The sequence below is a fragment of the Mycobacterium sp. NS-7484 genome (assembly GCF_001953975.1).
GTDB lineage: Bacteria > Actinomycetota > Actinomycetes > Mycobacteriales > Mycobacteriaceae > Mycobacterium.
In genome coordinates this window covers 25,651-46,418 of record NZ_MBEJ01000111.1, presented here as the reverse complement: position 1 = coordinate 46,418, position 20,768 = coordinate 25,651, and the positions used below count along the sequence as shown (strand labels likewise).

The following is a 20,768-nucleotide window of genomic DNA, read 5'->3' as shown; positions in this document are numbered from 1 at the left end:
GCACCACGGCGCGCGGCCGTCATCGCCGACGACGGAACCACCGCGACGTTCGCCGAGTTCGATCGTCAGATCCGCGGCGCCGCAGTGGCCAGCTGAACCGCTTGCTCGGCGGGGCTGAGCCGCTGGTTGATCAAGGTCAGCACGCGCCCGCTGTGGGGCACCGCGTAATACAGCTGGGCGTAGGCCGCGCTGTTGTCGGCGATCACGGCCACCCGGTCGCCCGGGGCGGTCCGATCGGCGACCCAGCCTGCGACACCGCGGATCTGACGATCGAACTCGGCGAACGTCGCGGTGGTTCCGTCGTCGGCGATGACGGCCGCGCGCCGTGGTGCGGTGAGTGCCGCAGTCGAGATCAACTCGTGCAGAAGGCTCATGCTCGCTCACCCGGGTTGAGCTCGAACCGGTCCAGATAGCGTCGTACGAATTGCTGTGCCTGGGCATGGCCGCGGTTGATGCCCAGCCCGTCCTCGAGCACGAGGATGCGGGCCAGGCTGGCCACGATCATCGACATCACCACCGGCGGGAACTCGTCGGTGTCGACGCCGTGGGACTCCAGCGCCGAGGCCATCGCCGCCTCTTCGAGCTCGCGGAAACGGTCGGCGTAGCCGGCGATCTCACTACGGATTGCCTTGCGGTGGTTGGCCAATGCCATGAACTCCATCCACAGCGCGGCACCCTGGGTGTTGTTGAGCTCCCACAGTGCTTGCAGTGGGCGATCTTCGGCGAATGCCTGCTGCTGGGTGCTCAGGTTGGACTCGGCACCGGCCTGCAGGACGGCGATGAACAAGTCGTCCATGCTGGGGAAGTAGTAGTGCACGAGTGCGGGTTTGACGCCGGCGTGTGCGGCCACCCGTCGCGATGTGGCCGCGGCGTAGCCCTCCTCGAGCATGACTGCCGCGGTGGCCCGAATCAGTGCCCGCCGGGTGGTGGAGTCGCGTCCGGCGGTTGTTTTCGGGGTGCTCATCGCACCCTTGACCACGCGCGGCGGCGACTGCTAGACATGGCCTGAGTGTAGTTATTGGGCGATCGCCCAAAGTTGGCGGAGGGTGGGGGATGACAGGTCGGGTGGACGGCAAGGTCGCATTGATCACCGGGGCGGCCCGCGGACAGGGACGCAGCCATGCGGTGCGGCTGGCCCAAGAAGGTGCCGACATCATCGCCGTCGACATCTGCGCCACTTTCGAGCGGTCACCGGCGCTCGGGTCCACTGCCGCGGATCTGGCCGAAACCGCTGATCTGGTCAAGAACCTCGGGAGGAGGATCGTCACCGCCGAGGTCGATGTGCGCGATTTCGACGCCCTGGCGGGCGCGGTCGGCGGCGGCGTCGAACAACTCGGCCGGCTGGACATCATCGCGGCCAACGCGGGTATCGGTACCACCGGCGTGAGGCTGGACCGGATGGACGAGGACCTCTGGCAGGAGATGATCGACGTCAACCTCAGTGGGGTGTGGAAAACGGTGAAAGCCGGTGTGCCGCACATGCTTGCCGGCGGCCGAGGCGGTTCGATCATCCTGACCAGTTCGGTGGCCGGTTCCAAGGCCTATCCCTTCACCGGTCACTATGTGGCGGCCAAACACGGTGTGGTGGGGCTGATGCGCAGCTTCGCCGTCGAGTTGGGACAGCATTCGATCCGGGTGAACTCGGTGCATCCCACCCACGTCGACAGTCCCATGCTGATGAACGACAAGACGTACCGCATGTTTCGGCCGGACCTGGAGAACCCGGGGCCCGACGATCTGGCGCCGATCTGCCAGACGTTTCACGTGCTGCCGATCCCGTGGGTGTCTCCCGAGGACATCAGCAATGCGGTGCTGTTCCTGGCCTCGGACGAGGCTCGGTACATCACCGGGGTCACCCTGCCCGTCGACGCCGGCAGTTGCCTGAAATGACCGTGTACTACGACCCCTACGACATCGGCATCGTCGCCGACCCGTACCCGGTCTACGCCCGCTTGCGCGATGAGGCCCCGCTCTACTACAACGAGCGTTACGACTTCTGGGCACTGTCCCGGCACGCCGACGTGGAAAGGGCGCTGTCGGACTGGGAAACGTTCTCCAACAGCCGAAGTGACATCCTCGAACTGGTGAAGTCGGACTTCGACATGCCGCCGGGCGTGATGATGTTCGAGGATCCGCCGATGCACACGTTGCTACGCGGCTTGATGTCACGGGTGTTCACGCCGCGGCGGATGGCCGAGATCGAGGACCAGATCCGGCAGTTCTGCGTGCGGTGCCTCGATCCGCTGGTCGGGTCCGGCGGCTTCGACATCATCGCCGAACTGGCCTCGATGATGCCCATGCGGGTCATCGGAATGCTGCTGGGCATACCGGAATCCGAGCAGATCGGGGTTCGCGACGCCAACGACGCCAACCTGCGCACCAAACCGGGTGCCCCGATGAAGGTGGCGCAGGCCGATCGGATCGCCGATGGCCGGATCTACGCCGACTACGTCGAATGGCGGTCGAAGAACCCGTCCGACGACCTGATGACCGCGCTGCTCAATGTCGAGTTCACCGATGAATTCGGGGTCAACCGCAAGCTCAACCGTAAAGAGGTGTTGCATTACACCCAGGTGGTGGCCGGGGCGGGCAACGAGACCACCGGCCGGCTCATCGGCTGGCTGGCCAAGGTGCTGGCCGAACATCCCGACCAGCGTCGGGAGGTGGCGCAGGATCGTTCGCTGCTGACCCGCGCGGTCGACGAGACGTTGCGCTTCGAACCCACCGGACCGCACGTTGCCCGTTGGTTGGCAACGGATTTCGCATATGACGGCATCACGGTTCCGGCCGGCAGCGCCATGCTGCTGTTGTTCGGGGCGGCCAACCGGGACCCACGCCGGTACCGCAACCCCGACACGTTCGACATCCACCGCGACAACATCAGCCACCTGACCTTCGGCAAGGGTCTGCACTACTGCCTGGGTGCCAACCTGGCCCGCCTCGAAGGCCGGGTGGCCCTCGACGAACTGCTCAATCGGTTCCCCGAATGGGAGATCGACTATGACAGTGCGCAACTGGCGCCAACCTCGACCGTGCGCGGCTGGGAGCAGCTACGCATCGTGGTGAACTGACTCAGGTGAACGTCTGGATCGGGCAGGCCCGCCGCAGTGTCAGCGCGCAGGTGCCCGCACCGCCGGCGCGGGTCCGGGCGTTTTACGTCGACTTGGACAACATCGCCCAGGTCCATCCGCTGGTGCAGTGGGTGCGTCGCGGGGCCCGATTGGACCTGGCCGACGGGTATCGGCAGGATTACCGGGTCCGCGACCGGATTCCCTTGGGGCCCTTCACGATGCCGATCACGTACCGGACCCGCCTCGTCGTGCCGACCTCCGGCGTTGTCACCGCACAGGCTCGCCAGTTCCCGCGGGTGACGTTGGACAGCCGAGTGGATTTCGCCGCCACCGAAACCGGAACCAGGATCACCGAGGAGCTGACGATCGCCGCGCCCCGGCCGTTGCTGCCGGTCACCGTGGCGCAGGCGGTTGCCGCGCACTCCACGATGCTCGCCGCGATCGGCACCCACTTCTCCCGCGAGCAGACGTGAGAACCCCTAAAACCCGTTGATTTCAGGGGTTTTAGTGTCGGCTCGCGCGGGGAACTAGACCGCCTCCGCGGGCTCGGTCGCCACCGATTTGGCCCAGCGGTAATCGGCCTTGCCTGCGGGCGAACGTACGATCTGCGCCGAGCGGATGAACGCCTTGGGGATCTTGTAGCGGGCAATCGACTGCTGACACACCTCGATGAGCTCCTCGTCGGTGGCCGACGCGCCCTCGGCGAACTGCACCACCGCCACGACCTCGCTGCCCCAACGTTCCGACGGCCGGCCGACCACCACCACGTCGTACACCGCCGGATGCGCGGAGACGGCCCGCTCGACCTCCTCGACGAAGATCTTCTCCCCACCTGAGTTGATGGTGACCGAGTCGCGGCCCAGCAGCTGAATACGCCCGTCTTCCAAGACATTTGCCCGGTCGCCCGGAACCGACCAGCGCACCCCGTCGATGGTCGGGAACGTGCGCGCGGTCTTGGCCTCGTCGCCGAGGTAGCCCAGGGGGATCAGGTCCCGGCGCGCCAGCCAGCCGCCACCCTCACCGGGCCCGAGCACCCGGGACAGATCCTCGGCCACCACGCCGGTGTCGGACTGCGGGGTGAACGTCGCGGCCTCGCTCTCACCACCGGCGGTCGAGAAGGTGCTCATCTGTGCGCCGGATTCCGATGCGCCGACGGCGTCGAGCAGGGTCAGGTGCGGCAGCGCGGTCAGGATGCGTTTGCGCACGGTCGGGGACAGCGGCGCACCGCCGTTGGTGATGGTGAACAGGCCGGACAGGTCGTAGCCGCCCTTCTCGATCTCGTCGACCAGCGGCCGGGCGATCGCGTCGCCCACCACCGGGATGCTCAGCACCCGTTCGCGTTCGGCCAACTGAAGCACGTTGTCCGGCTGCATCCGCACCACATCGTCGGGGATCACCAGCTTGCCGCCCATGGTGACCGCGTTGTAGGCGGCCCACTGGGCGGCGCCGTGCATGAACGGCGGGATCATCAACAGGGACAATCCGCCACCGGCGTTGGCGGCCCGTTCGGCGAGTTCCTCGTACGAGCTGAGGCACGTATCGCTGCCGAACGGGCGTCCGCCCATCGAGGACAGGAAGATGTCGTGCTGGCGCCACAGCACGCCCTTGGGCATGCCGGTGGTGCCGCCGGTGTAGAGGATGTACAGGTCGTCACCCGAGGGTGTGGGCATACCGACTTGCGGCGCCGGGGTTTTCAGGATGGTCTCGTAATCGACCGCGCCGGGCAGCAGGTCGTTGCCGGATTCGTCGGCCACCTGGATCAGCACCTGCAGATTCGGCAACCGGTCGCGGATTGCGGCCACCCTCGGGGCGAACTCGGCGTTGTAGATCACCGCCCGGGCGTTGGAGTCGGTCAGCAGGTAGAGCAGTTCCTCTTCGACGTAGCGGTAGCTGACGTTGAACGGGGCAACCCGCGCGCGATAGCTGCCGATCATCGATTCCAGGTACTCGTTGCCGTTGCGCAGGTAGATGCCGAGGTGATCCTGACCGGACTCGTGCCCGGCCAGCGCGTCGCGTTCGGTGTGCGCACCGAGGCCGGCAGAAACCAGGTAGTGGGCAAAACCGTCGACGCGGGCGTTGAACTCGCGGTAGGTCAACCGCCGGTCCCGCCACACCAGGAAGGTCTGATCGCCGATGGCTCGCGCCACCGTCGAGAACACTGTGGACAGATCGAATTTCACGTCAGCGCTCATGGCACTCCTGGTGTGCACGGATTCGGGCCACCCGACCATACACTGATCGCCCACGTGTATGGCCGGTGGCCTGTGACGCGGGCCTCAGCCCGGGAAGAACCCGTCACCGGTGAACACGCCGGGCTGCCAGCCCTGCGCCCCGAGGCACAGCATCGGCCGTCCGTCGGGGGACTGCGCCGCGGCCTGCGGCCCCGGGCACGGTGAGCCGATCTCCTGCACACCGTGCAACGGATAGGCATAAGTCCAGAATCCGGTGTAGACCGGCGGCCACTGGTTGGGGATCCAGCGGCACTGCATCGCTGTTCCGCCCGGGCCGCGCCCGAACACGTTGCGTTCCCAGCTGTAGCACGGCGCACCGTTGGACGCCTCGTAGCTCATCCCCGGCACATCGGTGGGGTAGCGGCCCGGGTTGTCCGGGTACATGTTGCTGTTGTCGTCAGCGGCCGCACCCGGCGCCACCGACAGCGCTGTTGCCAGTGCCGCCGCCGCGACTGCCGTGGCACCGAAGAACTCGCGAATCATGGGGCAAGAGCCTAGCCGGTCACCGAGCCGAGCAGTCGGCATTCGGAGCCGTTGTTACTCACCGGTATCGGTGTCGAGCACGCTGACCGCGATGCCATACGGCAGGAACCGCACCCGACGGCCGGGATCGGTGTTGCCGGCATTGGCGCGCAGCGCTTCGAGCTCACTGGGATAGACCTGCTCGATGTGGGCGCCGCCGGCCTCGTCGACGGTGTAGATCGCCCACACACCGTCGCCCGCCTCGCCGGTGGTCTCCGGCTCGGTCCTCGGCCGGGAAAACCTGGTCACCTCATCGAGCAGGCCTGCCCACCCGACGCCTTGACCGGGGTTGTTGAGAAACCGGCCCAACCCGTCGAGAGCCTCGCGTAACCCCTCACCGGCCTCGCGGGCGACGCGGTCGAAATCCTCGGGATCGAACCCGAACGGTCCACTGCCACTCATTGCGCTCTCCTCGATGTGGTGGGCTTGCCACGTGTCAAACACCAGTGTGCGCGCACTGGCCGACGGGCGGGATGGTAAACGAAACAGATGGCCTTCACACGGGACGACCTGTTAGCCACCGTCGAGCTGTCGCCGCAGGCAGCGGGCGCACACGACCGCCTTCGGTGGGTGGGATTGTTCGCTGCGGGCGGACGGGTCGAAGATCCGGTGGGTTCGCAGCCGCACCGCGGACGCGTCGAGATCGGACGTTTCTACGACACCTTCATCGCCCCGCGCGACATCACGTTCCACCGCGATGCCGACATCGTCGCCGGCTCGACGGTGATCCGTGACCTGGAACTCGAGGTCGCCATGAGTGCATCGGTCACCATGCGGATTCCGGCCTACCTGCGTTACGCCGTCACACCCGGCCCGGATGGACCGGCCATCGCGGAGTTGCAGGCGTACTGGGAGCTGCCGTCGATGATCGAACAGTTCGCTCGCGCCGGCGTCGGGGCGCTGCCGGTCGGCCTGAAGCTGGCCGGGGCGCTGCTGCGCAACCAGGGGCCGGCGGGAGCGCTGGGCTTCGCGAAGGGCGTCGGCGGCCCGGGCCGGGCGGGTAAGCGCCTGATCGCCGGAGTGCTCGATGACCTGTGCGCGGGCGACGCGGTCGCCGTGCAGCGACGGCTCGGGACCGGCACCACCATCTGCTTCGGCGACGACGTACCGACGACCACGTCGGGCTTGGTGGACCGCATCGCGGGCGGCGTCTGGCGCAAGCTGATCGCCTCGGGATCCAGCGTGGTGGCCGGGCTGGACAACGGCGGAGGGCGCGCGGTGCTGATCGCCGAACTCGGCGGCAAGCCACGTGCGATCTCGCGGGTGCGGTACTACGCGGAGGCGATGTGAGCGGAACTTCCGGCCCGGCTGCACCCCGCCGCGGCGCCGTCATGAGACCGTAGAAGGATCATGGCTGACCACGCATACATCACCTACGAGGAATTCGGCCGTCGGTTCTTCGAGGTGGCCGTCTCCGAGGACCGGGTCGGCGACGCCATCGGGGCGATCGCCGGTGACGAGTTCGAAATGGGGCCCATCGCCCAGGGGCCCGGAAAGATCGCCAAGGTCACCGCGCGGGTCAAGATCCAAAAGCCCCGGGTCAGCCGCATCGTCGGTGACACCATCACGTTCTCCATCCGGATACCGCTGGAGATCGACATGACGATCGACTTACGCATCGACCGGCCCAAGTTCATGGTGTTCGGCGAAATAGCGTTGCGCGCCTCGGCTTTGGCGGCCGAGCCGTTGCTGCTGATCCTCGATGTCAAGAAGCCGCGCCCGTCCGACATCTCGATCCATGTCACCTCTACGTCGCTGCGCGCGGAGGTGCTGCGCATCCTGGCCGGGGTGGACGCCGAGATCAAACGGTTCATCGCCGCGCACGTGGCCGGCGAGATCGACAGCCCGGAATCCGAGCAGGCCAAGGTGATCGACGTGGCCAAGGAACTCGACTCCGCCTGGACCGGCATCTGACCTCGAGTCCGCTCAACCGCCGAGGAACATCAGCTCAGGCCGACGCGGCGAGCGGCCCGCACCGCCCGACCGGCCGCGAAGATGGCGCCATAGCCACGGCATCAGCATGTTCTGCGTCCACAACACCTGCGAGTAGGCGCGGGACCGGAAGGTCTGGAACTGGGCCGGCTCGTTGGCCAGTGCCCAATCATGGTCGCTGCCGGGCAATTCGAGCGCTTCGGCCGCCGCCGCGGCGAACAATGCGTGCCCCCGGGCCGAACCGTGCACCCGGTCGGCGCTCCACGTCTGCGGCTCACGCATCGAGGGAGCCGCGTAGAGATCCACGAGGCGGAACCCGTATCGATCGGCGGCATCGTTGATGACGGCGTTGATCTGGACCACCCGCTTCCCGAGCAGTCGGCCCACCGGCAGGATCTGGGTGATGTCCGGGAACGTCGTGGTGACCACCGTGGCACCGGAATCCGCCAGCGTGCGGTAGAGGTAGTCCAGGTCATCCAACGCGCGCTGGAACGAGCGCCCCGGCCGGGTCACGTCGTTCATGCCGATGCAGACGGTGACCAGGTCGGGACACATCGACAGTGCGGTCGGCAATTGGGTGTGCAGCAGATCGCCGATCCGGTGACCCCGGATGGCCAGATTGGCATAACCCAGCCCCGGATAGAGCGCGTCGAGGCGGGCCGCGAGCCGGTCGGCGAAACCGGTCAGGCCGACGGTGTCGTCGCCGTCCCAGAGTCCTTCGGTTTGGCTGTCGCCCAGGGCGACATAGCGGGAAAAACGTCGCACGTCGGCGACTTTAGCGCGCACCGTCTCGGCCACTTCCCCCGGACGCAAAGGAGGGGCGCCCGAAATGGGCGCCCCTCCTTGGCGTTTCGCGATGTTTGGGCTTACTTCACATCTACGTAAACTGTCTTGTTCAATACGGTGGTCTGCAAGTCGCCGCCAGGGCTTCCCGAATCCGTCCGGCTGTAGGTCTGACCCGGGCGCACAGCCACGACGGTTGCCTTGTTCAGCGGGGTGGAACCGACGTGGTTGACGATCACCTTGTAGCCCTGCGACTGCAGTTGGCTGATCGTCTGCTCGGCGTTGCCCGGACCGCTCGGTGCTGCCTGAGCGGGTGCGGCCAAGCCGATCACCGCCGCGGCAGCGGCGCCTGCGAACGCCGCGGCAAACCCGATCCTCATCATCTTTCGTGCCTTCTTTCACTCTTCTGTTGTGTCGCGTCAAGGTCGTCGACGACACCCCGCCCACGCGCCGTCGCCGGTCTTTTTAGGTGTTACCTACTGGTTAACCGGCAGTTCATAATTAAAATTCCGGCTGGCCGAAAACCCTTGACGAGGGCTGCGTCACACGTGGGCACCGCGTCTGAAGTGAGACGAGCCACCGCGCTGTAGCAACGTGGCGTACGTCACCGGCGGGCCGAGGCGAATCGCGGTGATCGGCTCATCGCGTAGCGTGCATCCGGTGGCCAAGCTGAGCGCCGGGGTGTTGCTGTACCGCTTCGTCGGAACCGGGGTGGAGGTCTTGATCGCCCATCCGGGTGGACCATTCTGGGCCCGCAAAGACGCCGGGGCCTGGTCGGTGCCCAAGGGGGAGTACACCGAGGGCGAGGATCCGTGGCTGGCTGCGCAACGAGAGTTCGCCGAGGAACTCGGCTCGCCGCCGCCTGCCGGTCCGCGCATCGATCTGGTTCCGGTGAAGCAGGCCGGCGGCAAGGTGGTCACGGCGTTCGCGGTCCAGGGGGACTTCGAGCCGGCCGCGGCGGTCAGCAACACCTTCACCGTGGAGTTGCCGAAAGGGTCTGGACGCTTCGGCGAGTTTCCTGAAATCGACCGTGTCGCTTGGGTTTCGGTGGCAGTCGCCCGGGAAAAGCTGCTTGCCGGGCAGCGCCCGCTGCTCGATCAGTTGATGGCCGCGCCGCAGCTGGCCGGGTATAGCGAGGGAGACCCGCCCACCTGTTGACGACTCACAGATCGAGGGTCAACCGTTGCCCGGCCTCGGCCCGCGACACACACGTCAACAGATAACCGGCGTCGCGCTCCGGGTCGGTCAACAACGTGTCGCGGTGTTGTACCGTCCCGTCGGTGGCCCGGATCCGGCACGTGCCGCAGAACCCCTGGCGACAGGAGTACGGGGCATTCACCCCAGACCGTCCCAATGCGGCCAACAGTGTTTCGTCGGCCGCGACCGTCACGTTCGCACCGGTTGAGGCGATCGTGACCGAGAACTCGGCGCCGTCGACAACCGGTGGCGCAGCGAACCTTTCGAAATGCAGCTCGACGTCGTCCCGGCCGACCAGGGCACTGCGGACGCCGGTCAACATCGGTGCCGGGCCACAGGCGTACACCGTGGTGCCGTCCGGGCAAGCGCCCAGCAGGTCTGCGGGACTGGGCAGGCCGTGGACATCGTCGGTGCGTACCTCGATCCGGTCACCGAATCGGGCCAACTCGTCGAGGAACGGCAGGCTGTCGCGGCTGCGCCCGGCGTAGACCATCGACCAGTCAACCCCCAGCCGGGTGGCCAGGCTCAGCATCGGCAAGATCGGGGTGATGCCGATCCCACCGGCGATGAAGCGGAACCGTTGCGCGGGGGAGCCGTAACCGGGCACCGTGAGGGCGAACGCATTACGCGGGCCGTGTGTGCTGACCCGGGTGCCGACCGTAAGGGTGTCGTGCACCTCGACGGAACCGCCGCCGCCAGTAGGTATGCGCCGCACCGCAATTCGATAGCTGTCGGTCACCGCGGGATCGCCGCACAGCGAATACTGGCGGATCCGCCCGCTGGCCAGGTGCAAATCGATGTGCGCACCGGGGTGCCACTGCGGCAGCGGGCGACCGTCGGCAGCGGCGAGTGTCAGGGCGATGACGTCCTGGTCGTGGGCGACCACCTGCCGCTCGGTCACGGTCAACGTGATCGTGCGGTCGAGTTCTGCAGGTGGGGTGGGCCGGCGCAGATAGCGGCTGACTGCCCACATGGTGGAGATCGTCACCTCGGCCAGACCGAGCATCGGATCGTGCCGGAACCGCCCCGACATACTCGGCGGCAGTTGACGATAGCGCGACAACAGCGGCATACCGCGGCCCGTCACAGATGCGCGGCCCGCGCCGCGGGGGAGCTGGCCAGATACGCGACCGCCTGCGCGGTCGAGCCCATCTCCTCCGGAGAGAACCCCGGCCGGCAGTAGGTCAGGGTGTGGGTGCCAAACATCCGGGAGAACTTGGGCAGCAGGCCGAGTTTGGAATCGCGGATGCGCATCCGGTTCATCTGCCACCAGCCGATGTCGAGCGACGGGTCGCGCTTGACCATTGCCCAACAGCCGCGCTGGAAGAACAGATAGACCGCCGTCGCCGCGACCGACATCGCCCGCACCCGGCTGTAATAGCTGTCCTGGAAGTACACCGCGACGTCGTGAGCGACGCTGCGGTGCTCGACCTCCTCGCTGCCGTGCCAGCGGAACAGATCGGTCATCGTCGGATCGGCGTCGTAGTCCTGCCACGTGCAGTTCAGCACGAAGTCGCCCAGCACGGCCGTGTAGTGCTCGATGGCCGCGATGAGCCACAGCCGGTCGCAGAGGTTCGACAGCTTGCGACGCGGATCGGTCGAGGTGGTCGGGGCCAGCATCTTGGTGAACATGTGCTCGACCACCGACAGGATCGGCTGGTAATCGACACCGTGCGCGGTGAGGAACTCGTCGAGCACCTTGTCGTGGGTTTCGGCGTGGGTGGCTTCCTGCCCGATGAAACCCCGCATGTCGTCGGCGAGTTGGGGATCGCGCACATACGGCAGCGCTTCGTTGAACGTCGCCACGAACCAGTGCTCGGCCATCGGCAGCACCACGTTGAACAAATTCACCATGGTCGAGGCCACCGGATGCCCCGGAATCCAGTGCAACGGGATGTCATCGAGATCGAAGTGCACCTTGCGGGCCTGGATCTGTACCGGACCCGGATCGATCTCGTGGTCGAACCGCAACGGACGCAGCATCGAGAGCCTCCCTGAAATGAGTGGTCTCTCAGCAGTGTACGTATTTAGGTGGGAACGACGGTACCGGGTTACTCGATCGGTCATTCCCGCCGCAGGATCAGGCCGGCGGTGGTGTGCCCGCCCCCGGTGCGCCCGCGATCGGAACCACCGGGGTCGGCGTCACGGTGGTCACGCCGTTGCTGCCCACGCGCGGACCGCCCGGGACTGCGGAATCGGCCGACTGCTCGGCCGCGGCCTCACTGCAATCCAGCATCAAGATCATCTTGCCGCTGGAGTTGACCTTCTGGGAATCGACGAGGCACTCGGCCTGCGGAAGAGCGCTGCCGAACGAGCCGCCGAAGGTGGCCTTGACGCCCTGGCTCTTGAGGATCGCCAGCGCCTTCATGTACGGCTCGCCCACGACGTTGACCGAGGTCGAGGTCGGCTGTGAGGTGGCGGTTCCGGCAGCCACCAGGGCGATCGAACCGGCGGCAAGCAGACCGCCGCCGAGCGCAACAAGCTTGTTCACGTGTACTCCGTCAGTCGGGTGCGGTTGCGAACATATCGCAGCACTGATGAATGTGAAACCGGAGCAGACGCCGCCCGCGTTACATGCCGGCCTCTCGGGCGTGGGCGGTGATCTCGGCCATGACGTCGCTCAACGCCGCGGCCCGCGGATCGACGAATACGTCCTCGAGCAGGAGACGCTGCCCGTCCGGGCCGGTCAGCGGGATCCGCCAGTTGGGGTACTCGTCGGTGGTCCCGGGCTGGTTCTGGGTCCGCACGTCGCCCACCGCGTCGGGGAGCGACAGTGCCAGCAGTCTCGACGGCGTGCGGCCCAGGTACCGGTACAGCGCGGTGACGGTCTGATCGGTGTCGGCTTCGGGCCCGAGCAGACCCACCCGGCGCAACTCCTGGAACCAGGCGCCCTGCGCGGCGCGGTCGGCGGCCAGCTCCTCGTCGGCCGGGCGGGTCAGCAATCCGAGTTCATCCCGCAACCGCACGTGCGCGCCGGCCAGGTAACCCGGCGTCGGCGGCAGGTCGTGGGTGGTCACCGAGGACAGGCAGTACTCCCGCCACCGTTCGGCGGGTAGCGGCCCGCCCGACGTGTCGGACTCGAACCACAGGATCGAGGTTCCGAACAGGCCCCGGTCGTGCAGGTAATCGCGCACCCACGGTTCCACCGTGCCCAGATCCTCGCCGACCACGACAGCGCCGGCCCGATGCGCCTCCAGCGCGATGATGCCGATCATCGCCTCGTGGTCATAGCGCACATAGGTGCCCTCGGTGGGCGCGGCGCCTTTGGGAATCCACCACAACCGGAACATCCCGATGATGTGGTCGATACGCACGCCGCCGGAGTGCCGCAACGCCATGTTGACCACCGCCCGAAACGGTTCGTAGGCCTGCTCGGCGAGGCGGTCCGGCCGCCACGGCGGCTGCGACCAATCCTGGCCGAGCTGGTTGAACTCGTCCGGCGGCGCGCCCGCCGTGACGCCGAGGGCCAGCACGTCCTGGAGTGCCCAGGCGTCGGCGCCGTCGGGGTCGATGCCGACCGCGAGATCACTCATGACGCCCAACTCCATCCCGGCCTGCAGTGCGGTCGCCTGAGCCGCCGTGAGCTGGTCGTCGAGGACCCACTGCAGCCAGCGATGGAAATCCACGGCCTGCGGGTTGGCCGCGGCGAACTCGGCCACCTCCGGGCTGCCCGGATGTTGCAGTGCGTGGGGCCAGGCATGCCAGTCGTTGCCGTACTCCTCGGCCAGCGCACACCAGATCGCGAAATCGTCCAGACTCGGCCCCTGCCGGTGGCGAAACGCGGCGTAGGCCAACTCCCGGCCCGCCGAGCGCTGCACCTGGTACACCTGCTCCAGCGCTGCGCGCTTGGCCCGCCAGGCGGCGTCCCGGTCGATGGTCGGATGTCCGTCGGCGTGTGTGTTGAGCGCGGTCCGCAACCCTCGGAGACGCCGGCGATGGCGAACCGCGGCGAACTCTGCGATGGCCTCCACCCGCAGGTACAGCGGATTGCCGAAGCGTCGTGAGGTGGGCAGGTACGGGGAGGGCTCCATCGGCGCGGCCGGCGCGGCCGCGTGCAGCGGGTTGACCAGGAGAAAGCTTGCGCCGTGCCGGCTGGCAGACCACACGGCGAGATCGGTCAGGTCGGTGAGATCGCCTGTGCCCCAGGAATTTCGTGAGCGCACGCTGTACAGCTGCACGGCCAGCCCCCACGCGCGCCGTCGGCCCAGCCGGGCGGGCAGGGCCAGGGTGCCCGGCGAGATCACCACCGGGGTCTCGGTGCGGGAGCCGGGCGGACCCAACCGGAGCCGGTGATAGCCCAGCGGTAGGTCTGCGGGCAGTTCGAAGGTGGCCTCACCGATCAGCCGGTCCCCGGTGTCGTACGGGGAACGGTTGTTCTCCAGTTGCCGCAGCCCGGTTCGTTCGGTGCCGTCCTCGAGCAACAGTGCGACGTCGGCCGGATCTCCGTGGGTGACGTGGACCCAAAACCTCGACGCCACCCCGGACCGGCCGAGCACGATCGGCGGCAGGGCGCGCTGCCAGTACTGCCGGTCATGGGCGGCCAGCGCATCGGCACGCTGCTGTTCGGTGCCGGCCGGCACGCCCAGCGCGTCGAGCACGGCCACCAGTGTCGACTCGCTGACAGCGGTGCGCCGGCCGGTCCAGTCTTCGAACTCCGCGGCCACGCCGTAGCGGCCGGCCAACTCCAGCAGGGCTGGGGAGAGTGCGGTCATGGTCTCAATCTTGCGGCCCAAGGGCCGATCGTGTCAGGCGACGGCGTCGGTAGGGTCGACTCGATGGCACGAAGTTCGGCTCCGCATCAGCGTGGCGCTGTCGACCTGCGCCGGGCGCGGATCGCCGTCGGCGCGCTGTTTCTCACCAACGGGGCGATCTTCGCCAACCTGCTGCCGCGCTATCCGGAGATCAAGACCGACCTGCACCTCAGCAATGCGGTGTACGGAGCCGCCGTCGCCTCGTTCTCCGGCGGGGCGCTGGTTGCCGGACTGACTGCGGCAGCATTGATCCGGCGGTTCCGCAGTGCCCGGGTCGCCGTCATCGGCACGGTGGCCCTCGGGTCCTTCATCGTGGCAGCAGGATTGTCGAGCACACCGCTGATGCTGGCCGCGGCCCTGTTTCTGGCCGGGGCCTGCGACTCGGTGGTCGATGTGGCGCAGAATGCCCACGGCCTGCGCCTGCAGCGTGAACACGGCCGCTCGATCATCAATTCGCTGCACGCGGTGTGGGCCGCCGGGGCGATCCTGGGCGGACTCACCGGTGCCGGCGCCATCGCCCTCGGCGTGCCGCGCAGCCTCCATCTTGCGGTGATCGCCGCCCTGCTGAGTGCGGTGGCCCTGGTCGCCTACCGCTATCTGCTGCCCGGCCCCGACCATGATGACCACCCGGCGGCGCACGCGCCGCTCGGAACCAGCGCCGGCCCGCGGGTGTACCTGGTGCTGCTGGCCCTGGTGTCGATCGCGATCGCCGGTGCCACGGTCGAGGATTCCGGAAGTAGCTGGGCCACCTTGTATTTGCGCGACTTTCTGCACGCACCGCCGGCACTGGCGGTTTTCGGGTACATCGCGCTCGTCGGGTTCATGTTCGTGGGCCGGCTCACCGGGGACCGGCTGGTCGACCGCTTCGGCGAAGCCGCCGTGGTGCGGGCGGGCGGCGTGATCACCGCGGTCGGGATGGGAACCGCGCTCGCGTTCCCGAGCATCGGCCTCACGATCGCCGGCTTCGCGCTGGCCGGTCTCGGGGTGGCCACCCTGGTCCCGGCCGCCATGCATGCGGCCGACCAGCTGCCCGGTCTGCGGCCGGGCACCGGCTTGACCGTGGTCACCTGGCTGATGCGGGTCGGTTTCTTCGGTGCGCCACTGCTCGTCGGATTCGTCGCCGACGCCGCCGGATTGCGGGCCGGCCTGCTGGTCGTGCCGCTGGCCGGGATCGTGGCCATCCTGCTGGCCGGGGTGTTACCGGGCCGACGGGTCTCGGCACCTGGTCTACGTCCCGACGCCGGCCAACTCGATCGTGAAGACGCCCGACACGATTAATGCGATGCCGAGCATCATCAGTGGGGTCAACGGTTCGGCGAACAGGAAGCGGGCGATGACGGCGACCAGCGCGACGCCGCACGCGGTCCAGATGCCGTAGGCGATGCCCACCGGCACACCCAGCGACAGCGACAGCCACAGCAGATAGAACGACGTGACGTAACCGGTCACCACCGGTGCGATCCAGGCCTTACGGCGGAACCCGTCCGAGGCGCGCAGCGCGAGCGTTGCGAGCACCTCCACCACGATCGCCCCAGACAGGGCCAGCCACATCACGATTCGGCTCCACGCGGGTGTGATCCCAGCTCGACGAGCAGGACGCCGGCGACGATCAACCCGATCCCGGCGATGATCGGCCAGGTGAACGGATCGCCGAACAACACCGCGGCCAGCGCCGCGGTTGCCGCGGTGCCCAGCGCGCCCCAGATTCCGTACGCGACGCCGACGGGCATGCCCGCCCGCAGGACCAGCGTCAGCAACACGAACGCCGCCGCGTAACCGGACACCACCAGAACCAGCCAGGCCGCATGGTCCTGGGATGCGCGCAGCGACAGGGTGGCGGTGACTTCGGTGACGACGGCCGTGATCAACAACGCCCATGTCCGCACCGGACAAACTTATCTCCCGTCACGCCGGTGGGTACGGTGGGGGAGCCCGTCCAGCTTTGCCCAGGAGTCCCGATGCCCGATCCGACCAACGCCGGTGCGCCGGTCATCGAGACCGGGTACGGCCCGGTTCGCGGGACCGACGACGGAACGACCAAGCGGTGGATGGGCATTCGCTACGCCGCGGCCCCGGTCGCCGAGTTGCGGTGGCGCGCACCGCAACCGCCGCCACGTCGGCAGGAGGTCGTCGACGCGACCGGCGCCGGGCCGGTCTGCCCGCAGATCACCGACCCGCGTCTGCCAATCGACCTGGGCGGCCGGCAGGGCGAGGACAGCCTCGTCCTGAACGTCTGGGCACCCAGTGGGACCGAGGCCGGCGACGCCAAGCCGGTGATGGTCTGGATCCACGGTGGCGCCTACGTACTCGGCTCGGGAAGCCAGCCGCTCTACGACGGTGCGGTGCTGGCGGGCGAGGGCGACATCGTGGTGGTCACCGTCAACTATCGGCTGGGTCCCTTCGGTTTCCTCGACCTCTCGGAGTTCAACGGGCACCCGGGTGCCAAGGGGCTGCGGTTCGACACCAACCCGGGATTGCGCGACGTGCTGTTTGCGCTGCAGTGGGTACGTGACAACATCGCGGCGTTCGGCGGTGACCCGAACCGGGTGACCCTGTTCGGCGAGTCGGCCGGCGGCGGCATCATCACCACGCTGCTCACCAGCCCGGCCGCCGAGGGGCTGTTCAGCGCCGCCATCGCGCAGAGTTCCCCGGCGACATCGGTCTACGACACCGAGCGCGCCAGGGCGGTCACCGCCCAGGTCCTGGATCGGCTGGGCATCGGGCGCGACGAGGTCGCGCAGCTCTCGGAAGTGCCGGTGCCCAGGCTGCTGGCCGTGGCCAAAGAGGTGTACGACGCGGTTCCCAACCAGTCGCCGGGCCTGCTGGCCTTCGCGCCCATCGTCGACGGCGATCTGGTCCCGGACTATCCGGTGGCAGCCGCCCGGGACGGTCGCAGCCACCCGGTGCCGCTGATCATCGGCACCAACGAGCACGAGGCCACCGTGTTCCGTTGGATGAAGTCACCCCTGATGCCGATCACGCCCGAGTCGCTGCGAACCATGTTCGCCGCGATCGCCGACGAGCAGCCGGGGCTGCAGTTGCCGACCGAAGCACAGGTCGCCGCGGCGTACGCCGGCCTGCGGCCCAAGGCGATCGGCCTGGGCGTGGCGCGCGACATCGGTTTTCGGATGCCGACCCTGTGGTTCGCCGATGGGCACAGCGCGGTGGCACCGGTTTACCTGTACCGCTTCGATTTCACGACCCCGATGCTGCGGCTGCTGCGGCTCGGCGCTGCCCACGCCACCGAGCTGCCGTACGTGTGGGGCAATCTGGTCGCCGGGCCCAAGGACCCGACGTTCAAACTGGGCGGGCTCAAGCATGGGCGAGGCGTGTCCCGCCGGGTGCGTCGGCGGTGGGTCAACTTCGCCGGCACGGGCGAGCCCGTCGGCGCCGCCGGGGAACCGGTGTGGCGGCCGTACCGCCGCGAGGACCGCGCCACGCTGGTGATAGACAAACAGGACAAAACCGTCGCCGACCTGGACCGTCATCTACACACGGCCTGGGGAAGCCGCATCCTCAACTTCCGATAGCACGAATCCGCTGATCCGCCGAGACAAAAGAAACTGCCATGGAAATGATCCGGTCCATCCTGGACTTTCTGCCCGAACCGATGCGGGATCCGGTGGTCTTCGCCATCCCGTTCTTCCTCCTGCTGCTGGCGGTGGAATGGACCGCGGCGCGTCGACTCGAACACGTCGAGGCGCAACGAGCCCCCGCTGGGTCGTTCCACGCGCGCGACGCATGGACCAGCATTTCGATGGGCTTGGTGTCGATGGCGACCATGTCGGCCTGGAAACTGCTGGGGTTGTTGGGCTATGCCGCCATCTACGCGTATGTGGCGCCATGGCATCTGCCCGCTGACCGCTGGTACACCTGGTTGATCGCCCTCGTCGGGGTGGATCTGCTGTACTACTCCTACCACCGGATTGCCCACCGGGTGCGGTTGATCTGGGCCACGCACCAGGCCCACCACTCCAGCGAGTACTACAACTTCGCCACCGCGCTACGCCAGAAGTGGAACAACAGCGGCGAGATCCTGGCCTGGATTCCCTTGCCGCTGTTGGGCGTCCCGCCCTGGCTGGTGTTCTTCAGCTTCTCGGTGAGCCTGGTCTATCAGTTCTGGGTGCATACCGAGCGGGTCGGAAAGCTCTGGCGGCCAATCGAGTTCATCTTCAACACCCCGTCGCATCACCGTGTGCACCATGGCTGTGACGAGTTGTACCTGGACCGCAACTACGGCGGGATCCTGATCATCTGGGACCGGATGTTCGGCACGTTCCAGCCCGAGGTGTTCCGACCGCGCTATGGGCTGACGAAGCCGGTGGACACGTTCAACCTTTGGACGCTGCAGACTCACGAATATGTGGCGATCGCCCGGGACGTGCGGCGGGCGCGTCGGCTGCGCGACCGGCTGGGCTACGTCTTCGGTCCACCAGGTTGGCAGCCCGCACAGGTCGCCGACGCTCAGCCGGTTCGATAGCGCGTCCCCCCGTCGCGACACCGCTTCGATCGGTGCACCCTGCAGAGAGCGCGCGAGCGGTCCCTGCCGTTTCCGCCAGAGCCGTTGGCCGCCATGGGAATCGCCCGGGGCGCGGCTTCGATTCGTGACCGCCGCCGCGTGGTTCGGGTGATGTTGGCCAGACGTTTGAATTCGAGCCGAGCCGAATGGCACCAAAGCAAACCGCACATCAGTAAGCTCGACCGAACCGGGTGCACAATCCGGAACTTGGTCACGAAAGGGGTTATTGCGTGGGAGACACACTGACCGAAGGGCAGAAGCTGGAGAAGGGGGGATCGATCACCTCGAACAACGGCGCGTACACGTTGACGTTGCAGGATGACGGCAACCTCGTGTTGTACGCACGTGACAAAGCGGTCTGGTCAACTTCCACCAACGGCCAGGACGTGGTGCGCGCCGAGGTGCAGACCGACGGCAACTTCGTGCTGTACACCCCCGAGAAGCCGGTGTGGCACACCGACACCAAGGGCAAGAAGGACGTCAAACTGGTTCTCCAGGACGACCGGAATCTGGTGCTGTACGCCGCGGACGGGCCGGCCTGGTCGTCCAAGACCGACACCACCGAGCCGCCGCCACCGGCCCCCGAGGCCGCCGCGCCCGAGCCCGAGGTGGCCCCGGCCGCTGTCGAAGAGCCCGCACCGGCCGCCGCACCCGAGCCGGCCGCGCCGCCGCCACCCCCGCCGGCGCCCGAGCCCCGTACCTACACGGTGGTTTCCGGCGACACCCTGTGGGCGATCGCCGAGCGGTTCTACGGTGACGGCAGCAAGTACCAGCAGATCGCCGATGCCAGCGGCATCGCCAACCCTGACCTGATTCACCCTGGCCAGGTCTTGACGATTCCCTGACCTGTTGTACCTCGATGGCCCGGCCCCTTTGGTCCGGGCCATCGTCGTTTCGGTTTGCGCGTCGTTTCGGCTTGCGGAACTGGGTACTCCCGGTAACGAAGTTGCCCGCCCGCCGATATTGATATCGGTAGGGTGACTTCACCCACATCCGCCGATCGGGAGGGCCGGCCGTGTACTGGAGGATTGGTAATGCGATGCGGGCGCTGGCTGCGGCCCCGATCGCCGCAGTTTTGACGGTGCCGACCCCGGCGGCCGCCGCGGGATCGCTGGTGTACCCCGGGATGGAAATCCGCCAGGGCACCAACGTTTGCACGCTCGGCTTCGTGGATCCGTTGAGCCGCGTCGGGTTCACCGCCGGGCACTGCCGGGCCGATGGTCCGGTCGGTGACCGGGACGGAAACTTCATCGGCCACATGGGCGCCTATCAGGACAACACGCCCGATGGCGCCACCGTCGACACGAACCACATGATCTCCGATTGGGAGACCATCCAGTTGGCCGGTGACGTCGCGGTCAACAACGTCCTGCCGGGCGGACGCATGCTCGTCGAAGACCCGGCCTTCCAGCCGTCGCCGGGCGCTCCGGTGTGTCACTTCGGGGTGGTCACCGGCGAGACCTGCGGCACCATTCAGGCGGTCAACAACGGGTGGTTCACCATGGCGAACGGCATCGTCAGCCAGAAGGGCGACTCCGGCGGCCCGGTCTACGTCATCACGCCCGACGGGCGCGCCGCCATCGTCGGGATGTTCAACAGCACGTGGGGCAACTATCCGGCGGCAGTGTCGTGGCAGAACGCCAGCGGGCAGGCCCGCGGCGCCGGTGCCCCCGCTGCCGGTCAGGTCTCCAACCTGTTCGGCGGGCCGCCCTGACCGGGCGAAACACCGAACTAGAACACGTTCTAGCCATTGCGGTCGGCG

General features: G+C 67.6%; 24 protein-coding genes. 11 read left to right on the top strand and 13 right to left on the bottom strand.

Going from position 1 to position 20,768, the window contains the following annotated elements; all coding sequences use genetic code 11:
* Positions 1 to 65: 65 nt before the first annotated feature.
* Both A5733_RS21095 and A5733_RS21090 read right to left on the bottom strand, forming a co-directional pair.
* A complete protein-coding gene (locus A5733_RS21095) occupies positions 66 to 374 on the bottom strand; it encodes an AMP-binding protein (protein ID WP_076241539.1) in 309 nt (102 codons plus the stop codon).
* Entirely contained in the window at positions 371 to 964 is a 594-nt protein-coding gene (locus A5733_RS21090) for a TetR/AcrR family transcriptional regulator (RefSeq protein WP_076241546.1), read from the bottom strand. Before A5733_RS21090 ends, A5733_RS21095 begins: the two co-directional genes overlap by 4 nt.
* An 89-nt stretch (positions 965 to 1,053) precedes the next feature.
* Between A5733_RS21090 and A5733_RS21085 the strand changes: the two genes are divergently transcribed.
* Genes A5733_RS21085 through A5733_RS21075 form a run of 3 tightly spaced genes read left to right on the top strand, consistent with a single transcriptional unit; the run spans position 1,054 to position 3,544 of the window.
* Complete coding sequence (locus A5733_RS21085) at positions 1,054 to 1,890, top strand: mycofactocin-coupled SDR family oxidoreductase (protein ID WP_076241538.1); 837 nt, start codon at positions 1,054 to 1,056, stop codon at positions 1,888 to 1,890.
* Positions 1,887 to 3,071 carry a cytochrome P450 gene (locus tag A5733_RS21080; protein ID WP_076241537.1) on the top strand — a complete coding sequence of 395 codons (1,185 nt, stop codon included), beginning with the start codon at positions 1,887 to 1,889 and terminating at the stop codon, positions 3,069 to 3,071. The genes A5733_RS21085 and A5733_RS21080 overlap by 4 nt, the downstream gene beginning before the upstream one ends.
* Before the next feature lie 5 nt (positions 3,072 to 3,076).
* Positions 3,077 to 3,544 carry an SRPBCC family protein gene (locus A5733_RS21075; protein ID WP_076241536.1) on the top strand — a complete coding sequence of 156 codons (468 nt, stop codon included), beginning with the start codon at positions 3,077 to 3,079 and terminating at the stop codon, positions 3,542 to 3,544.
* A 54-nt stretch (positions 3,545 to 3,598) separates the two neighbouring features.
* Here A5733_RS21075 and A5733_RS21070 read toward each other — a convergent pair whose 3' ends face one another.
* The 3 genes from A5733_RS21070 to A5733_RS21060 all read right to left on the bottom strand — a co-directional run bounded on the left by A5733_RS21070 (position 3,599) and on the right by A5733_RS21060 (position 6,226).
* Positions 3,599 to 5,263: an acyl-CoA synthetase gene (locus tag A5733_RS21070; RefSeq protein ID WP_076241545.1), complete on the bottom strand. Its 1,665-nt coding sequence runs from the start codon at positions 5,261 to 5,263 to the stop codon at positions 3,599 to 3,601.
* Positions 5,264 to 5,347: 84 nt separating this feature from the next.
* Complete coding sequence (locus tag A5733_RS21065) at positions 5,348 to 5,785, bottom strand: hypothetical protein (protein WP_067773398.1); 438 nt, start codon at positions 5,783 to 5,785, stop codon at positions 5,348 to 5,350.
* 54 nt (positions 5,786 to 5,839) lie between these two features.
* Positions 5,840 to 6,226, bottom strand: coding sequence for a hypothetical protein (locus A5733_RS21060; RefSeq protein ID WP_067773401.1), 387 nt, complete (start codon positions 6,224 to 6,226; stop codon positions 5,840 to 5,842).
* Between the two features lie 87 nt (positions 6,227 to 6,313).
* Here A5733_RS21060 and A5733_RS21055 point away from each other — a divergent pair, with 87 nt between their 5' ends.
* Both A5733_RS21055 and A5733_RS21050 read left to right on the top strand, forming a co-directional pair.
* Positions 6,314 to 7,114, top strand: a complete 801-nt coding sequence (locus A5733_RS21055; RefSeq protein ID WP_076241535.1) for a ketosteroid isomerase family protein — start codon at positions 6,314 to 6,316, stop codon at positions 7,112 to 7,114.
* 60 nt (positions 7,115 to 7,174) lie between these two features.
* Complete coding sequence (locus A5733_RS21050) at positions 7,175 to 7,738, top strand: hypothetical protein (protein ID WP_067773407.1); 564 nt, start codon at positions 7,175 to 7,177, stop codon at positions 7,736 to 7,738.
* Between the two features lie 12 nt (positions 7,739 to 7,750).
* On the opposite strand, the gene A5733_RS21045 is transcribed toward A5733_RS21050, so the two are convergent.
* On the bottom strand, positions 7,751 to 8,521 hold the full coding sequence (locus tag A5733_RS21045; RefSeq protein WP_076241544.1) for an SGNH/GDSL hydrolase family protein: 771 nt from the start codon (positions 8,519 to 8,521) through the stop codon (positions 7,751 to 7,753).
* Between the two features lie 101 nt (positions 8,522 to 8,622).
* The gene (locus A5733_RS21040; RefSeq protein WP_067773410.1) at positions 8,623 to 8,922 is read right to left on the bottom strand and encodes a hypothetical protein; all 300 of its coding nucleotides are present in this window, start codon (positions 8,920 to 8,922) and stop codon (positions 8,623 to 8,625) included.
* 277 nt (positions 8,923 to 9,199) lie between these two features.
* On the opposite strand from A5733_RS21040, the gene A5733_RS21035 reads away from it, so the two are divergent.
* The gene (locus A5733_RS21035) at positions 9,200 to 9,697 is read left to right on the top strand and encodes an NUDIX domain-containing protein (protein ID WP_076241543.1); all 498 of its coding nucleotides are present in this window, start codon (positions 9,200 to 9,202) and stop codon (positions 9,695 to 9,697) included.
* Between the two features lie 4 nt (positions 9,698 to 9,701).
* On the opposite strand, the gene A5733_RS21030 is transcribed toward A5733_RS21035, so the two are convergent.
* The 4 genes from A5733_RS21030 to malQ all read right to left on the bottom strand — a co-directional run bounded on the left by A5733_RS21030 (position 9,702) and on the right by malQ (position 14,448).
* A complete protein-coding gene (locus tag A5733_RS21030) occupies positions 9,702 to 10,808 on the bottom strand; it encodes a PDR/VanB family oxidoreductase (RefSeq protein ID WP_076241542.1) in 1,107 nt (368 codons plus the stop codon).
* Between the two features lie 11 nt (positions 10,809 to 10,819).
* The gene (locus A5733_RS21025; protein ID WP_067773413.1) at positions 10,820 to 11,719 is read right to left on the bottom strand and encodes a metal-dependent hydrolase; all 900 of its coding nucleotides are present in this window, start codon (positions 11,717 to 11,719) and stop codon (positions 10,820 to 10,822) included.
* Between the two features lie 97 nt (positions 11,720 to 11,816).
* Positions 11,817 to 12,227, bottom strand: a complete 411-nt coding sequence (locus A5733_RS21020) for a hypothetical protein (RefSeq protein WP_067773416.1) — start codon at positions 12,225 to 12,227, stop codon at positions 11,817 to 11,819.
* A gap of 79 nt (positions 12,228 to 12,306) precedes the next feature.
* The gene (malQ, locus tag A5733_RS21015; RefSeq protein WP_076241541.1) at positions 12,307 to 14,448 is read right to left on the bottom strand and encodes a 4-alpha-glucanotransferase; all 2,142 of its coding nucleotides are present in this window, start codon (positions 14,446 to 14,448) and stop codon (positions 12,307 to 12,309) included.
* 63 nt (positions 14,449 to 14,511) lie between these two features.
* Between malQ and A5733_RS21010 the strand changes: the two genes are divergently transcribed.
* The gene (locus A5733_RS21010; RefSeq protein WP_067773419.1) at positions 14,512 to 15,765 is read left to right on the top strand and encodes an MFS transporter; all 1,254 of its coding nucleotides are present in this window, start codon (positions 14,512 to 14,514) and stop codon (positions 15,763 to 15,765) included.
* Here A5733_RS21010 and A5733_RS21005 read toward each other — a convergent pair.
* Together A5733_RS21005 and A5733_RS21000 are read right to left on the bottom strand one after the other, a co-directional pair.
* Positions 15,715 to 16,038, bottom strand: a complete 324-nt coding sequence (locus A5733_RS21005) for a multidrug efflux SMR transporter (RefSeq protein WP_076241534.1) — start codon at positions 16,036 to 16,038, stop codon at positions 15,715 to 15,717. The genes A5733_RS21010 and A5733_RS21005 overlap by 51 nt on opposite strands.
* Positions 16,038 to 16,373, bottom strand: coding sequence for a multidrug efflux SMR transporter (locus A5733_RS21000; protein WP_067773425.1), 336 nt, complete (start codon positions 16,371 to 16,373; stop codon positions 16,038 to 16,040). Before A5733_RS21000 ends, A5733_RS21005 begins: the two co-directional genes overlap by 1 nt.
* 72 nt (positions 16,374 to 16,445) lie before the next feature.
* Between A5733_RS21000 and A5733_RS20995 the strand changes: the two genes are divergently transcribed.
* The 4 genes from A5733_RS20995 (at position 16,446) to A5733_RS20980 (ending at position 20,720) form a co-directional block, all read left to right on the top strand.
* Positions 16,446 to 18,017: a carboxylesterase/lipase family protein gene (locus tag A5733_RS20995; RefSeq protein ID WP_076241533.1), complete on the top strand. Its 1,572-nt coding sequence runs from the start codon at positions 16,446 to 16,448 to the stop codon at positions 18,015 to 18,017.
* Positions 18,018 to 18,055: 38 nt separating this feature from the next.
* On the top strand, positions 18,056 to 18,967 hold the full coding sequence (locus A5733_RS20990; RefSeq protein WP_076241532.1) for a sterol desaturase family protein: 912 nt from the start codon (positions 18,056 to 18,058) through the stop codon (positions 18,965 to 18,967).
* 269 nt (positions 18,968 to 19,236) lie between these two features.
* Positions 19,237 to 19,851, top strand: coding sequence for a LysM peptidoglycan-binding domain-containing protein (locus tag A5733_RS20985; RefSeq protein ID WP_067773433.1), 615 nt, complete (start codon positions 19,237 to 19,239; stop codon positions 19,849 to 19,851).
* Between the two features lie 194 nt (positions 19,852 to 20,045).
* Positions 20,046 to 20,720: a hypothetical protein gene (locus A5733_RS20980; protein ID WP_076241531.1), complete on the top strand. Its 675-nt coding sequence runs from the start codon at positions 20,046 to 20,048 to the stop codon at positions 20,718 to 20,720.
* The last annotated feature ends 48 nt before the right edge of the window (positions 20,721 to 20,768 follow it).